A 16617-nucleotide genomic window follows, 5' to 3' on the forward strand; every position below is an offset into this window, starting at 1 on the left:
CCGCCCTAAAATTCGTAAGCCATGCGAAAGTCAACGCGTTGGGTGCCGACATTGACCGTACCTTGCCTTTCCAGCGGATAAGCCCAATCCAATTCGCCCAGCCAGTGCTTAAAAAACTGTAGGCGCACCCCCGCCCCTGTGCCGGCAAGGCGATAATACTGGGGGTTCGGTGCTATGGCATGGTCAATCCACAAATAAGCATAATCAAAAAATGCGTGCAGGCGCAGGTTTTGGGCAAACTCCCAATCGCGCCGTTTCAGTTGCGGACTTTGCAATTCCACCGACAAATTGGCCCCGTCATCACCCAATTGTTGGGTCTGATGGTAACCGCGCACGCTTTGCGGGCCGCCGACGGCAAATTGCTCGTTACTGATAAGAGGCATATTGGTAATCTGTCCTGACGCGCGGGCCGCCAAACGCATATCCCACGGCAATTCGCGCAGATGTTTAAGTTCTGTGGTGAAATAGGCGTAGCTGGCTTTCGCCTTATAGCGGCGGTTTTCAAATTCCTGATCGTCGCTACCGAATCCACGCAACGAAAAGTGCAGGGCGGAATTGAGCGTTGTCAGTACGCCTGAAGAACGCCAATTGGCATCGTAACCGATTAAAAAAGGCACATAGCTGATCGGCGAGGTTTGTAGGTCTTGACCCTGCTGGCTAATGCCCTGATTAAAACTTTTATAATCAACCCCTAAATTTAAGGTATGGCCATAGTTGTTAATGCCAGGCAAGGGCGTGACCAAACGCGCCCCATAAATTGCCCCGCTACCGACTACTGATAAGCCGCCGACACTCGCCCCCAATTGGGTATTGGAACTGATGCCGATACCGTAAAGCGCCAAACGGCTATCCGCCCAATGGGTAGGTAAGACATAAGTGCCCGACCAGACATCCACTTCATCGGAATTTTCCGGCGACACCTGATACTGTAATGATGCGCTGTGGAAACGCTGCCACAGGTTGTCATAACGTAGTGAACCGATCAGGCGCGAACGGGAGGTGTGTTCGGAATTGCGCCCGTTCATTTCGAGGCTGCCATGTAAGGGTAATTGGTCTTTCACACGCAATTCCACTTCAGTGGTGCCGGGTGTAGATCCGGCTCGGAAAATCGGCGTAATTTGGCGGTCTGCCGACTCTTTGCCCAAATCAGCTACCTGTTCTTGTACTTTGGGCATATACGGTACTTGCCCAGTCGCTAAAGCAGGTACTTTGTCCCGAATTTTGCCTAAGAAAAAATACCGCGACCCTGTTACTTTCAGCCGCTCCACCGCCCCTTCAACGACTTTCAGCCGCACTAAGCCATTCACCACATCCTGTTCGGGAATATCCACCAATACAGTCGGATAGCCATTATCTTTGTACAAGGCTTCTAAGGCTTGGCGGGCTTTTTCGACATCATCAACGGTTTTGGCAGGCCCTAAAAAAGGATAGAGTTTTTTTTCAACCAGGGTTTGTGCCAGTACGGTATTGCCGTCAACCTGCATTTCCAACATATCAAACGTAGGTAAAGCTTCGGTAGGGGCAGCAGGCGTGGCGGTAACTTGCTGCGCCGCTGCACCTGATGAAAAAAACCACACGCTAGTGCTTATTAAGGCGTATTGGGCTAACTGCTTCATAAAAAATAAGATAATCGGCAACGCTGCATTAGAAAAACCCAATGCTTTCCGCGCCAAGAGAAGGGTTTATAAGTACATGAGTTATGCTTATTGCAGATAGTATGCCAATATTTACGCTATTGATTCATAATAGAAAATAATGGCTTTGCTAGTGAATGGCTGTTGAATTATCAACAGCCATTGCTGATTTGCTGTTGATAATTCAACAGATAGGCAATAACTTCTCCCCAGGCAACCAGAAATTGATAGTGCCGAAAGCAATTCGCCACAAATGGCGCGACCTTGTTAGCCATAAATCTGGCCACGCCCTTTGTGGCATATAGCTTGCTAAACAGCAAACGCCGCTTGCAGCTTAGCTGAGAATATCCGTATTTCCTGAGTTATTTCATTTGTACCGCTAAGCCACCTGCGGCATTGGCATCTGCCACGGGCACCAGTTCCGTATGTACCGTGCCGTTGTTTTTATGCGAAAACGGTACGACCGGACTGCTGGAAGCAAACGGGATGCTGGCAGTAAAGCCGCGCGGGTCGGCGGTGGTGGCAAATGCCCCGGTTTTACCCCATGGCTGGGTGGTAGTAACCGCACCTATAATGGTTGGGCTGCCCAAATTGTCGGCCAGGGTTTTCATGAGTTTGGTTTTTAACGCCCAATTTGCATCCCAATATTTGCTGGTACGGTACAGCACAACACCCTCGCCCCAGTACGGATAGCCTCCCGCAGCAATGTTTTCTAGCGTCGGCGCGTAGCCGTCAATCCGAATGTAACGCCAAGGGTCGCCGCCCGTACCTGTAACCGTAACGGTGTTATTGCGGTCGGCCGAATTGACGGCGATACCCCAACGTTTGGCATAGGCGCTGCCATCGGCCACGTTGTTAAAACCCAGGACATTAGTACCGTTTTGCCAGTCCTTCAGCAAGGTACCGGTATCGGCAACAATAATTGGCTCCTTAACGATAGGCAAAGAGGCATCTTCATCGACGGCACTATCAGGCGTTTTAGTAGCTGGACTAAAGGCATTTTTGGTCGCCGGATAATTCAGGAATACCGAATAGGCAATGACACTGGTGGCGGCACCGTTATTTCTTAAACCCAAAGCCACTGGGGTTAAGTTATTACCTGTTGTCGATTCCTTGTAAGGGGCGGTGACACCTGCATCAGCCAAGATGCTGCTGTCCAACAAACTTTTGACTTTGTTACTGTCCGTTTTATCAACAATTTTTATCTGATCCCATGAACCTATTTTGCCTGCAATCAGCGAAGCCAACAGGTTATGGTTAAGGCTGGGCATATCGTTTTCGTTATAATTGCCGACCACCACGCTACTGGACAAGGTGCCTGCGCGTTTTTGCGCCGCTTGCAGTACCTTATATAAATCTAGCGTCACCGCCACTCCGTACGCCAAGCCGCCTGTAGGCACTATGGTAAACGCGCTCGTACCTGTGGTCGGAATTTGTATGGTCGTCAATGGCCAACCAGGTTCAGGCAAGCCCGTCATCAGTTCGTTTTGTTGGTCGGGATAATTGGCTGTGCCGGGTTTTAACAAAATTGCCGGATCAACCGCAATAGAGCCACCATCAGAAATGTGTTTGATCAGGTAGGTGCTGGCATTGGTTGCGCTGATTGTCTGTTTCCAAGCCTGCGTGCCGTCCGCTATCCAAGCGGATGCCGGCTTGCCGACAATATTGAGATGCTCAAGAGGAATATTGCTGTTTAAAGGGATGACCCCATAGCCAGACCCACCTGCGGTACGTCTGACCAAAAGGATTTTTTTACCCGCCAAACCAGAGCCTAAATTGGCGTTACCCGTGAAATAATGCGCTGTCCACCGCGAGCCTTTAGAACCCGTGACCGGATCGACATCATTAAAGGTATCGACGGTGCCAGATGCAGCCAAAGTGGTGGTGACCACTTGGGTGTATGCATTGGTTAGGGCTACTGCCCCCGAAATAAAGACAGTAAGGTTAGGTGTGCCGTTTGTCCAAGGTGTCAGTGCCTGTGCCGTGTGCGGGCCAGCGAATAATGACACGGCGATAGCGAGGGAGGTAGAGAGTTTTTTCATAGCCGCTTTCCTGATGAGGGTAAATGAACGCTTGTGTATAATGTTACAAATAAGTAAGGTAACGCATTGGTTGAGGCAGTTATCATGCCATTTCAATACGATGTATACTTAACTATATAACGATAAATAAAGCAAGCATTAACGGGTTATGAGGATTATTTTTGTAGCCTGTGCAGAACGCTTTAATGTCATAAAGCCGACAAAATACGTTAAGGCCAGTTGGATTATTGGCGTAAAACCGACAAGATAGCCGCACCAATACAGAGTCGCTGATGCCTGCGAAAGCTCTGAAAATAGCGTAACGTAGTGATAGGTAACATGATGGAGTGGGCAGAATCCTCAGTCGCTTGCAACAAGTAGCTTACAAGCGACTGGGTTTAGGGAGGGCAGATGCTGAGCCAAAGATAGGGGCAATCTGTATAGGCTGTAGGGTCTTTTGTGAATCTCTGTAAAATCCGTGGTCTTATCTGTCGCCCAGTGCTTTTTAGGGCTTGCCGTCATTGCAACGGCGCAAAAGACGAGCCGGGCAGCAGTGTGTCCGGCCTGTTAAGGCAAAAGCTTATTTCAATTGGATGGCAAAACCGCCAGCGGCATTCGTGTCGCCAACAGGCACAATGTCAGCATGTGGGTAAACGCCGTTTTTATGCGTCAATGCCACAACAGGGTTGCTGGTATTGAAAGGAATGCTTGCGGTAAAGCCGCGCGGATCGGCAGTTGTGGCGAAAATGCCAGTTTTGCCCCACGCTTGGGTGGTGTTAACTGAACTGGCAACGGTCGGACTGCCCAAGTCATCCGCTAAAGCCTTCAACAGTTTGACCTTAGTCGCCCATAAAGCATCGGTGCTTTTCGCTGTACGGTACAATACTGCACCCTCCGCCCAATGCGGATAATCGCCTGCTGCGACGTTTTCTAAGGTCGGGGCGTAGCCATCGATTTTGATATAACGCCAAGGGTCGCCGCCTGTTCCGGTGGCTGTCACCGCATTATTGCGGTCGGCACTGTTGATGGCAACACCCCAACGCTTGGCGTAGGCAGAACCGTCAGGAACATTGTTAAAGCCCGTCGCGTTAGTGCCATTTTGCCAATCTTTTAACAAATTGCCGGTATCAGCCGCCCCGCCAGGGGATTTAACGATAGGCAAGCTGGCATCTTCATCGACTGCCGTATTAGCCACGGTACTGGCAGGTGGGAAAGAATTGGCGGTGCTAGGATAGTTAAGGAATTTCGCATAAGCCACCGCGCCGATAGCCGCGCCGTTGTTGCGTCTGCCTACCGCTACCGGAGTCAGGTTATTGCCCGTAGTGGTTTCTTTATAAGGTGCGGTGACACCGGCATCGGCCAGAATACTGCTGTCCAGCAAGGTTTTGACCGTGTTGCTATCGGTTTTATCAACAATTTTGACTTCTTCCCAGTTTTGGATTTTACCCGCCAGTATAGAAGCCAGAACATTACGGTTCAGGTTAGGAAGGCTGGCTTCGTCATAGTTGCCGATAACCACAGAGCTGGGCAATGATCCGGCACGTTTTTGCGCAGCTTGTAAGACTTTATACAAATCCAAAGTGACCGCCACACCATAAACCAAACCGCCAGTCGGTACGACAGTAAAGGCATTAGTTCCTGTTTTCGGTACTGACGTTAATGCTAAAGACCAATTGCCTTCAGGTAGGCCAGTAATCAGTTGGTTGACGGGCAACGGATAGTTTTGGGTATTGGGTTTTAGCAATATATCGGGGTCAACACCCAAGAAACCACCATCAGAAATTGCTTTAATCAAGTATTTGGTCGCGTTGGTAGAACTGATTGTTTGTTTCCATTGCTTAGCGCCGTTAGCAACCCAAGCGGTAGAGCCTAGCCCTATCACTTTTAATTGCTCAAGGGCAATACCATTGCCTGAGTTGGCGATTAAAGGCACAACCCCATAACCGGCCGCCCCATAGATACGTTTTTCTAACAAAATTTTCTTGCCCGCTAAACCTGCACCTAAATTCGCGTTGCCGGTAAAGTAATACGCCGTCCAACGGCCACCAATAGTGCCAGTAGCCGGATCGACATCAGCGAAGGTGTCAACTGTGCCTGATGCAGCCAGTGTGTTGGCGACCACTAAGCCATAGGCCTTATCCTGCGCCGCCCCGCCTGAAGTGTAAACGGTAAGGTCGGGTGTGCCGTTTGTCCAAGGGGTAAGGGCGTAAGCTGCCTGTGTACCCGCCAGTAAAGAGACCGCTAGTGCCAATGTGTTTAGTTTATTCATAAAAATCACCTTTTTTAGTTTTAAAAGCCAAGCGTTATGCAGATAGCTTGCAGGGAAGGATTCTGCTGAATAAGCTATTGCACTCATTGTGCCAATATTTAATCTATTGATTTTAAATGATTTTTATTTTTAAAGTTTCAAAGAGGTGTTGGCAGACAAACAGGGTGCTGTTGGTGTGGTGTATTTTTAAAAACAGTTGCGCTATCCAGCCGCATCATTTGCCTTCATAAACCATGATGCTTTGGATGTGTTCTGATAGCCGGCCAAAAATTGATGGTAGTCCGCTGTTGCAGAAGACAAAACAGCCTGATCGTCTTTTTGCTACACACTCTGTCCAATCTTATGGTTTTTCTTCCCACATCGGTGCTGGCTTCTCATTTCCAATTGCACCAAAAATAAAATATATTTTTCACTTTAAAGGTGTAAAAATTATTATTAATTCAACACTGATATAGATAATCCCCATAATCTATACCAATGACTGCGTCTATGAGATTTAAATGGTTGGCAACTATTGCACCCAGACGGGCATCCCATGAGATGCTTACAAAGGATTGCCCAAGCCGTTATCATGTCAGTAAATCCAGATGCCACGGATGGCATCTGTCAATTTCGTACCGTTGAAAATGATCGGATTTTATTCAATTTCCGCCAGTTTTCTTGTGAGATTAATGCGCTCATTCCTGCGAATTGGATTCTCTTGCTTGGCCTACGGCTCTCCGGTACTCGCGAGTACGCGATAATAGCGAATCTCTGCCCCTAAGGGTATGCCGGAATGACAGGTATATTGCTGATTGTGGCTTATAGCCTATCGGCTACTCTCTAACCTAAGGGCGGCGGTGATGGCAGGTAGTTGGGCGGCTAAGTTGTGGGAACTGCTACGCAATAGGTGCAGGATGTCGGCACTGCGCCAGTCGGGGTGCAGTTGCATCGCTAATGCCGCGACCCCGGCGACGTGGGGGGCGGCGAAGGAACTGCCGTTCATGAAGTTATAGCTTTGTTGGGGTACGGTCGTCAGGATGTCTTTGCCGGGGGCGACAATGGCGGGATGGTTACTGTCATCTTCGCCGACAGCTATCACACCCTTAACATTGGCCGGAAAACCGCCGATTTGGCCTAGTTTCGGCATGGCGGCGACCACCAACGTGCCTTGCGCTAAAGCTTTGTCCACTAATTGCCGTAATAACGGATCATCCGGGCCGCTTAGGCTAAGATTAATGATACCGCAACCCATGCGCAAAGCTTGGTTGAGCGCGAACGCCAACGTAAAACTATTGCAGTTCGCCGCCAAGGCCTGAGGCTTGCTAGGCCAGCAAGCCCGAAAAGCAAACAGCTTAGCATCAGGGGCGATACCAGCTATGCCGATGCCATTGTCAGGACGTGCCACCAGCACCCCCGCTACCGCTGTACCGTGGAGATCGGCCATATTATGGTCGGCAGGTTCTGGCGCCATATTTTCCGAATAATTGATTTGTCCTTGTAAATCAGGATGGCTGCTGTCAACACCCGTGTCGATCAAGGCGATACGCACACCCCGTCCGGTGGTGGTGCGGTGTAACTCGGCGATGCCTAAGGCTTGGAAACCAGTCTGCAAATGCACATAAGGGTCGGAAGCCATTGGCACAGGGTCGCCGCCCAGTACCCGAAAATGCTGTAGGGCTTGTACTGCGGCTACTTGGCGGTCTTTATTCAGGGCGCTCATGACGGCAGATAATGGCAAACCTTCGGGGACTTCGTAAAGTACGCAACTAACCCCTAATTCCGTAACCGGCCATTGGGCGACAACCTGTAAATGGTGGCGTTCCGCCAACGCCCGCGCCACCCGCCCGCTCCAACCTGAGTTTTGGTATTGGCCGCCGGTAGGGTAATTGTCAAGCGCGTTGCCGGACACAGTACGCCCGATGGTCTGGTCTACAAACGTCACCAGCAAACGGCGTTGATCGGCGGCATTGTCGCCGACCCGGCTAAAGTCGGTAATATGGGAACAAGCCGCCAAACTCAGCCATAAGCTCAGCAAAACAAGGCGGCTAAGAAATAATGACATGGCGGTATCAAGGGGTGATAATGGGTTCGGCGAACAACACATCAGGCTGGGCGCGTAACATTGCCAAAGCAGCCGCCATATCGGGGCTGTCCGGTACGACTTCCAGAAGGACGGTATAAGCGCCGACACTATTCGGCTCACCGATCCGTTGCCCGTGGATTTGCGCCAACAAAGCGTTAATACGCAGATCGGCTTGCTTATCCGCAAACACGACATGCAGCTTGGTGCCGCCAATAGACACGGGCGGGGTGGCTGATAAAGTGTAATAATCGGCAGGTGCCAACCGCCACGTCTGTGTCCCTTGCGGTATGAGCACTAACAGGAGCAGCAGAGCGGCGGACAGCGGCACGCTGACCCACCGCCATCGCCTGCGCCGTCCACGGTTAGCCGATAACGCCACCAAGCCGGGTTGTTGCGGACAGGCCTGTGCGGCTACTGGGCCAGTTTGCAATTTTGTCCGTAAACTGGCAAAAGAGCCTTCGGCAGCAATATCCAGTACCTTGGTTTGCTGTACGGTATCTGCCAATTTATGTAAAAACAGCAATTCCTGTTTGCATACCAAGCAAGTGCGCAGATGCCGTTCGACTTGTTGCCGCTCGTCTGCCGCCAATGTGCCGTTGACATACCAAGGCAACAGCTCCGCTAAGGCTTGGTGTGGTTCTTTTGCCAATAAGTCGGCTGTATTCATGTCATTACGCTCCATTAGTTGTTTGAAAATGACTGAAGCCTTTTACGCGCATGGAACATACGGGTCTTCACGGTATTTTCAGGGCAGTTGAGGATATGGGCGATGTCTTGGTAAGGCAAGCCATGGTAAAAAGCCAGTTCGATAACCGCCCGTTGGTCTGGCGGTAACGAGGCAAGGGCGCAATTGAGCCAATCTTCGTTTTCATGGCGTTGCGCCAAATTGGCGGCCGGATCGGCCACTTCGGCCAGCCAATCGTCACTGTCGGCATGGGCGTTACGCGCATTATGGTCTAGGGCTTTCAAAGTCTTATTGTAAGCAATGCCAAAGACCCAAGTGGACAGTTTACTGGTATAGTTAAACCTCTCCGGTTTTTGCCAAACCACTAATAACGTTTCTTGGATAATTTCCTCAACGGTTTCGGGTTGGCGGCTAATGCGTTGGATAAAACGGAACAACCGGGGGTAATAGAGCTTATAAAAGGCCTCAAAGGCCGCCATATCGCCCGCCTTAAGGCGTTGGAACAGCGTGTTTTCATCTTCGGCCGGGCTGGGTTCCGGTATCGGCGGTTTTTCGCGGGTTCGCACTAAACGCAACATTGCCACTTTTCCTTTGCTAATCTGGGTTTGCTTCTCTCCTATATCCTGATAAATCGGCTAAAGGTTCAATCGCCGCTAATAATTTCTTAAAACCCCAGACTCATTGACAGCAAATACTGGTTCGCCATAGGCGAGGGCTGGAACCAGCCATAGTGGTAATTTGCCCAATAGTTACCGCCTAACTGGGTATCGACATAGCGCAAATCGAGGCTTAAAGAGCTGGTCACAAACCAAGATAGGCCTGCATTCCAATAAAAATAGTCCTGCCCCAGCAATTGCCCCATTTGGGCATAAGCCAGACCCGCCGACACCTGCACAGTATCGGCAATATCCCGGTGGTAGTCCAATTCATAATTGACCGTTGTGGCATGACGTTGGTAAGCATTCGGTGCCATGGAAATTTTCGCACTGATGCTGTCCTGATAATGCAGGGCGGCGGAATATTCCGCATAGTCAGCAGTTTGGGCAAATACTGTCCCGTCGTATATATAACCTGTCGCCGCTACCGCCACTTGCCAATCCGTAGCAACCGGTAGCCGCCAACCCGTATAAGGCCTCGCTTCAAACTCGGCAGTCCCTTTATAATAACGGCTACTCAAAGCGACTGGTGATACCCCCAAACCCGCAAACCATCCGCTCTGGTTTTGGTAATCGAATTGGCCTTGGCCAACCGGATCCCCTTGGCTTTTAGAATACCCCCGATACACATAGTCGCTCAACAGGCGCACTTTACCGTGCCACTCCGCCCCAACAGGCGGCAGGTAAAGCGACAAGCCTAAGTACCACAAAAACAGATGCTGTGGCGGTTTTCCCAACGTAGCCGTCAGTTTCATGGAGGTCTGGCCTTACTTAAAAACCAGAACAGCCGCGCTCACCGCGCCGCCTTTTTTATTAGCGTAATCGCCTGTAAATTATCATCAATCGCCATTTGGTAACGGCCTAACACGCTCATACCCAACAGGCGGGTATTGCCTAACAGCCGATCAGCGACAAAGGCCACTTCCACATTAAACACGGTCTCCCCGGCAATTTTCAATTCCTGCAACACCCCTATCTTGGCATCGCTCAGGCCATTGGCGGTTTGCATTTTTTGTAGCGTAAATTGGCTCTCACTCAGGCCTAAAGGGGCGATCATGGATTCGGGTAAGACCACCAAATCGGCTCCGGTATCGATCAGCATATCCACCGTTTGCCATAGCCTGCCATCACCGGAAAGGGCGACGGAAACCATCAGATGCTTGCCTTCCTGACGGGTCGGCAAGACAATGCCCCGATTTTCGCGGGCGGTTTTTTTGTTGATAATGGCAATATGCGCCAATTTGCCTTGCTTGTTGCGGCTAGTGATATAGTTAAACCCCGCCAGCAATTGGCTCAGTTGCTGGTCTAAATTGCCATAAGCACGCACTTTTGCTTCATTCTGGATGCGTTCCAAGCCGCTGATTTCGATGTGCATCTGTTCTTGTAGCGACTGGATTTGCCCAAACAGATCGTCACCTTCCAGCGTGGCTTGCGCTCGTGCCGTTAAAACTGCCCCCATTAAGCTGATAACGGCCAGCAAACGCAAGACGTTATGGGGGTGGTTAAGCCCGCTAAACAGGGTCATGGCTGCACGCCTATCTGTTCGATAGTTATCATGTCTGCGAGACCCAGTTCGGGCAGGCGGTAACTGGCCAGATCATCGTGCAGATGTTGTGCGTTGCTGCTGCCGGTCAGCGGTATCATGCCGATTTGCAAGGCGAAGCGGAACACCAGTTGCGCTACCGTACAGCCTAAGCGTTGCGCCATCTTAAGTATCGGGGCTTGCTGTAGTTCGGTCGAGTTGGCCGTTAATAACGAGAAGCCTTGGTAACGTATCCCATTAGCTTCGCATAAAGCGCGTATTTCCGCATCCCATTGGCTACGCGCATAACAGCGGTTTTGGACAAAAGCCGGTTTAATTTCGGCTTCCGCCAACAAGCTGTGCAATTGTCCGAAACTGACATTAGAAATACCCAATAACTTCACCACACCTGTGTGGCATAAATTTTCCATCGTCCGCCACACTTGCCAATCGGCATCAACCAAACCCTGCCGCGCCGCCGGGCCATGCAAAATATAAGAGTCCAGATAATCGGTCTGTAAATGCTCTAAAGAACTGGCCAGCGATTGCCGGACTTGGGTGCTGTAATCCGCCTTAGGGTCGTAAGGCAAACGGTGGTCTTGGCTGGAGACAAACGTGAATTTACTTTGTAAAAACAGCCCGCTGCGTTGGCACAACCCATCCACCACCGCCTGTTGGACGGCCTTGCCAATCGCCGCTTCATAGTAATGGCGGCGTTGGTTGGCGGTGTCGATACCTAAAAATCCTGCCTTAAGCGCTTGGTAGGTCAGGGCTTCGGTGAGGTCCTCTTTCCAGGCCGTACCGTACAGGAACGTTGGAACGCTTACGCCTCTATGGTCGATAAGCGGGCTGATGGATAATTGTGGTTGGCTCATGACAGTTTTCGCTGAGGTCTGAAAGATAGACAACAGTTTCTATGATTAAAGGCCAATTGGCAATAGCCTTAAAGCCTATCCAACACCAGTCGCCCCGCCTGCATGGCCTGCTTGCGCCATTGTTGCCAATAGCTTTGGCTTTGTTGGTGGCGCAGACAACGTAAATACCGCACCCGCTGGGCTTGGTCGAGATGCTCGTGCAGCAAGGGAATTAAGCCATCTTCGATATTGTAAGCGGCTTTGTCCGGTGCCAAACACACAGGCACGACAGACGCTAACGGCAATTGCAAATCCCCGGCAATGGCTTCGCAGGCTTGGCGGATGTGCTGGGCTTTGGGGGTATCCGGCTGCTGGATATTGTACGGCGGCTGCCAATCCCGGATAGGCCGGAGGCGGTCGATTTGGGTCGCTACGGCGAGGATCACAGGCAAGGCTTGGTGTGGGCGTTGCTCCTGAAAGTAACGGCGTATCTTGGCCAATTGCCCGGCATCGGCGGCGCGGGCCGCTTGGGTGGCAGAGCAGACCAACAGAATCACATCGACTTTCGCCCATTCGTGCAGTAACGCCGCCGGGGCTTCGGGGTGCGCCAACCCGGCATAACCTGCACTGTCGAGAATAATGGCTTGTTGCAAACCATCGCGCTCCAGCGCATAAGGCGTAATTTCGCTGGTGCTGGGCAACAGGCTAGCGGCACTTTTTATTTCCCCAAACAAGGCGTTAATCAGGCTGGACTTGCCGCTGCTGACTTGTCCTAACACCAAAAACCGCAACGGCTCCAGAGCTTGCGCCTGGGCGGCGGTTTCGGCAAGGTCTGCCCTGGAATCGGGCGTTAACTGCCCAACCGTCACCATATCATCCAAGCTGATCTGGCCGCTGTACAGTTGGATGGCGTAATAGCCCAGTTTATTAATATACGCCGTGATGAGGCGTTGCGATAATTCTTTGGTGACGGTACTTACACCCTTACTGACCAACACCCCCCGCGCCGCCGCCAGAGCCGCCCCCGACCAATTGAATAACCAGTTGCCGATATTAAAAACCGCTTTGAATTTATTCAGGTTAACCGCCGCCTGTTGCAGGCGGAGCAGATCGCCGACCCGCACCGCATGGCTGCCCGGGATTTTATCCAACACCTCACGCTGGAGGTCTTCGCAAACCAACACAATCAGCTTGAGCAAGTACGGCAAGGGAAACTCTAACACCGGATACTTAGAATCGGCGTGAAAGTGTCTGGCAACCACGGCCAACACTTCATTGCTTAGCTTTAGGGCTTGGCGGGGGTCGGTCAGCACATCGGTTTGGCTTTGCCAACGTTGCGTCAAGGGTTCCAGGGCTTGCCAAGCCGATTGCGCGGTGTCCGACCAGTTAGGATTAGCCGGGTTGCTAAATGCGTCTATGATAATCGGCTGGGCGGCATGGCTACGCCAGTACAACAGGGCATAAACCAAGGCGAAGTTAGCCGATAACGCCACCATGCCTTCATAAAGCCAGCCCTGTTGCCATAACCAATAGCCCCCCAAACCGACCAAGCCCAACACGGGCAATAACGCCAATACGGCGACCAAAATGCCAAAACGGGTGATGGAGACCGGCATATCAATTATCCTTCTGCTTAAGAAAGTGCCGCGCTTGGCTAAATGCCTCGTTGTAAGTGGCTTTTATGGTTTCGGCGGTCGGTAAGGCACCGCGCTCGACACCGTATAAATACACACAAAAGGCTTTGCCTAAGGCATAAGTCATCGCCCCTGAATACACACCCGCCACCGCCGAGCCGTACACCGGGACTAATTTCAGCAACTCGCGCCCTAATAGCCCCAGACCGACACTCACCCCTATCAGGCTGGTAAATTCGGCATACAGCCTGCGGGTCAGTTCCAAACCATAAATCGACGCGATGCTATGGAACAGCTTGGCCTGCACCGCCAGCACCAAAGGCAAACCTGCCAACGGCACTGCGCCCATGCCGACATTTAACAGTGCGTAACCGATCAGATGCGGGTGGGCTTGTTGGGCATGAAAATCCAGTAATGCCTTATGGTGTTCCGTGCCGCGTAACAAGCCCAACACCCCCTTGGGTAAGACCGTTTCAATCGTATCCCACAATGCCTCCCCGCCATAATCGGCAGGTTCGAAACCGTCTTCCGGCAAGGTGAAATCCACAGCGACAAAATGCGCGGGCAAGCCGTTAAACCAACTCCGCTGATATAGCAAGACTTGTGCTAAAGCGTGCGGCACTTGCGGCGGGAAAGGGCTTTGCAGGTAAGGGTAAGGTTGCAAATGCCCGACATCACCTTGATAGGCTTCATGCAAGGTGGTTTGCACGACAATGATCGGCCAATCAGGGTGTTGCTTATGAATGGCTTGCACCGTGGCGACCACTTCCGCTTGGTTCATATCCAAAGCGCGGAGGACGACAATCAGCAAATGCGCCTGATTAGCGCACCACGCTAAATCCTCTTCGGGATTATAAGCGGTTTCGCCCAAGCCGCGCGTGTCCAAAAACCTAAGCAACGGATGGCTGGCGGACGGGAAATCATAAAACTGCGAACGCTGGGTACAGGCTTGGAAACCATTGCCGATAGCCGCCTTATCGCTACCCGTCAAGGCTCGGATCAGCGAGCTTTTCCCCGCTTGGGTTTTACCCAATAGCCAAAATACCGGAATCGGCAAACCTTGCCTGACCGCGTTGATTTTCACCTCCACACCGTCGGCCTTAGGGCTAAACAGCGCGTCGCCCAAACCTTGCCACGTCCACTTACCGAGTATTGTCATGGGAATTGATTGAATGGAAAAGTTATTACCGATTTAAGGGCTTAACAAGCATCGCCAAGCCGCCACGTCTAAGTCTGTCAATAAGTGCTGCAAAAACTGGCAGGCTTCCGCCAGATGCCCGCCCGCTTCTGCACTTAAGCCTTCACCCAGTTCAAAATGCTCACCTTTAATGCTGAGCAAAAAACACGGTGGGGGAGGTTGGTGTTTAATGGTTTGGTACACCGCCAATACCGCTGCCGGGCTCATGGCGTGGGTCGTATAACTGTCATCCTTAGCGGCGGCGAGTTCGGCAAACGCGAAAGCGCCGCTACAGTTAACCGAAGCATCGACAAATAATACTAAAGCCCGCTGTTCCAAATCCAGCGCGTGTTCAATCTGGAGTTGGAAATCATCGAGCAATTCCACTGAAGCCAAATCGGCATGACCTTCAATATACGCCAACGCCAAAGGCCCTAAGGCATCATCACCACGGCTAAGATTGCCATAGCCAAATATTAATATGGGTTTGGGCATGAAGGTTTATTCCTGTATTGGCACTTGGCTTTTAAAGCGATCATACGCCTTTTGCCCATCGGCATTGCCTAAATCAGCGGCTTGCTTGGCATCGGCGACCGCTGATGCCAAGTCGCCTTTATGGAAATAAGCTCCACCCCGCTCAAGATAAGCCTTATCATCTTGTGGGTAGAGCCCTAAATAGCGGTCCCAATAGCTAATGATAGTAGCCCAATCGGCTTTCTTAGCCAGTAACCAATCCATAAGCTGATAGTAACCGATTTGTTTGGGATCAGCTTCAATAGCCGCGTTTAAATCCGTATAGGCGGAATCAAAATCCTTTTTATCAACCAGTTCCCGCGCTTTCCGGTAGTAGAGATCCGCGACCCAATCTTGCAGCGTATCTAAATCGTCATCATTAGGGTCTAGTTGCCGCGCCCTAGCAATATCGGCTAACGATTCTGATAAGCTATCTTGATAGGTTAAAATATGCGCCCGGCGGTAATACCAATCACGGTGTTGCGCATTAAGGTCAATGGCCACATTAATATTGTTTAATGCCTGCCCGTATTGTTCTAACTGCTCGTAAACCACCGCCCTTGCGCCGTAAAATAAATCCGATTTACCGAACTCTACGGCTTTATCGAGTAGCTCTAAGGCTTTGCCATAATTTTTGGCATGTTTTTCAATAATGCCCATGTCATAATAAACATAGCCGGGCAATAACGCCAATCTTGGATTCCTAAACAGGGCTTGCTGGTATTCATTCGCCCAATATGCCATTTCGTCGTAGCTTCCGCCCCATTTAGGCGACAAAGCCAACAAAAAACTTGCGCGTAAGATGAACGATGCCGGGCATTTTTCTAACGCTATTTTAGCAATGGCCCTGACCGTATCCAGTTCGCCGATGGCTTTGTGCATATTCAGCAACAAATAATACGGTACGATGCTGTCTGGCTTTTTGCTTAAGGTCATTTTAATGTCGGGATTTGCTTTGGCAAAATAGCCTTTCATGCCCTCTATCTGGCTATCTGAAGTCTCATTCCGGTATTTACCGCCCCTAGCTTGCCAAGCCGAACGGTAAAAATAACAGGCTCTGGCGAGATAGGGCTGATACTGGTCAGGAAAACTTTGTACCCATTCATCCAATAACGGCCCGTAATCCGAATCTTGAAAAAAGAAAGCCTGTTCATAGATATTGAACAAGGCGTTTTCATTAGCGGGATTCTGTTGGTAAGCTTGTTGGTAGCCTTCCAAAACCGCGTTTAATTTTGCAAACTCCCGGTTAACCAACATCTGCCTAATATCCAGAATGGCTTGCAGCGTATCGGCAGCATTGTCAGGTGCCGCCGTCGCCGAGCTGGATTCTGACTTGTCCATGCCACTAGCGCCGCTAGCCTTTGGCGTGTCTGGCGTGTCAATTAGCCGATACCACACGGATAGACGGCTTTGTTGGCTATAAACCAAAATGCCCAGCAAACTGATAACGACGAGTATATACGCGAGTTTTTTCACTACCTTTGTCTCCCCACTTTACTGAACTTACCATGAAAATAAGCCAAATCCTAGGGATTCTAAACGCTATTTAAGCACTAAAAACCATAGAATTTAATATGACATTATTTT

13 protein-coding genes are annotated in these 16617 nt (G+C 50.7%); all 13 read right to left on the minus strand.

The genetic code is table 11. From position 1 onward, the window contains the following. Positions 1–5 precede the first annotated feature (5 nt). Entirely contained in the window at positions 6–1616 is a 1611-nt protein-coding gene (locus CEK71_RS01335) for a ShlB/FhaC/HecB family hemolysin secretion/activation protein (RefSeq protein WP_088621457.1), read from the minus strand. A 380-nt stretch (positions 1617–1996) separates the two neighbouring features. After that, positions 1997–3676, minus strand: a complete 1680-nt coding sequence (locus tag CEK71_RS01340; RefSeq protein ID WP_088617697.1) for a hypothetical protein — start codon at positions 3674–3676, stop codon at positions 1997–1999. 559 nt (positions 3677–4235) lie between these two features. Then, entirely contained in the window at positions 4236–5924 is a 1689-nt protein-coding gene (locus tag CEK71_RS01345) for a hypothetical protein (RefSeq protein ID WP_088621458.1), read from the minus strand. Positions 5925–6732: 808 nt separating this feature from the next. After that, positions 6733–7968: a S8 family peptidase gene (locus CEK71_RS01355; protein WP_088617699.1), complete on the minus strand. Its 1236-nt coding sequence runs from the start codon at positions 7966–7968 to the stop codon at positions 6733–6735. Positions 7969–7975: 7 nt separating this feature from the next. Next, a complete protein-coding gene (locus CEK71_RS01360; protein WP_157678911.1) occupies positions 7976–8656 on the minus strand; it encodes an anti-sigma factor family protein in 681 nt (226 codons plus the stop codon). A 14-nt stretch (positions 8657–8670) separates the two neighbouring features. Then, positions 8671–9252 carry an RNA polymerase sigma factor gene (locus CEK71_RS01365; RefSeq protein ID WP_088617701.1) on the minus strand — a complete coding sequence of 194 codons (582 nt, stop codon included), beginning with the start codon at positions 9250–9252 and terminating at the stop codon, positions 8671–8673. A gap of 86 nt (positions 9253–9338) precedes the next feature. Beyond that, positions 9339–10085, minus strand: coding sequence for a TorF family putative porin (locus CEK71_RS01370; RefSeq protein ID WP_088617702.1), 747 nt, complete (start codon positions 10083–10085; stop codon positions 9339–9341). Between the two features lie 38 nt (positions 10086–10123). Next, positions 10124–10855, minus strand: a complete 732-nt coding sequence (locus CEK71_RS01375; protein WP_088617703.1) for a retropepsin-like aspartic protease family protein — start codon at positions 10853–10855, stop codon at positions 10124–10126. Continuing rightward, a complete protein-coding gene (locus tag CEK71_RS01380) occupies positions 10852–11727 on the minus strand; it encodes an aldo/keto reductase family protein (protein ID WP_088617704.1) in 876 nt (291 codons plus the stop codon). Before CEK71_RS01380 ends, CEK71_RS01375 begins: the two co-directional genes overlap by 4 nt. Positions 11728–11795: 68 nt before the next feature. After that, positions 11796–13322: a GTPase family protein gene (locus tag CEK71_RS01385; RefSeq protein WP_088617705.1), complete on the minus strand. Its 1527-nt coding sequence runs from the start codon at positions 13320–13322 to the stop codon at positions 11796–11798. A gap of 1 nt (position 13323) precedes the next feature. Then, a complete protein-coding gene (locus CEK71_RS01390) occupies positions 13324–14499 on the minus strand; it encodes a GTPase family protein (protein ID WP_088617706.1) in 1176 nt (391 codons plus the stop codon). Positions 14500–14532: 33 nt separating this feature from the next. Continuing rightward, the gene (locus CEK71_RS01395) at positions 14533–15012 is read right to left on the minus strand and encodes a hydrogenase maturation protease (protein ID WP_088617707.1); all 480 of its coding nucleotides are present in this window, start codon (positions 15010–15012) and stop codon (positions 14533–14535) included. A gap of 6 nt (positions 15013–15018) precedes the next feature. Next, the gene (locus CEK71_RS01400) at positions 15019–16506 is read right to left on the minus strand and encodes a DUF4034 domain-containing protein (protein ID WP_157678913.1); all 1488 of its coding nucleotides are present in this window, start codon (positions 16504–16506) and stop codon (positions 15019–15021) included. Positions 16507–16617: the final 111 nt, after the last annotated feature.

This window comes from Methylovulum psychrotolerans (assembly GCF_002209385.1).
GTDB classification, from domain to species: Bacteria; Pseudomonadota; Gammaproteobacteria; order Methylococcales; family Methylomonadaceae; genus Methylovulum; species Methylovulum psychrotolerans.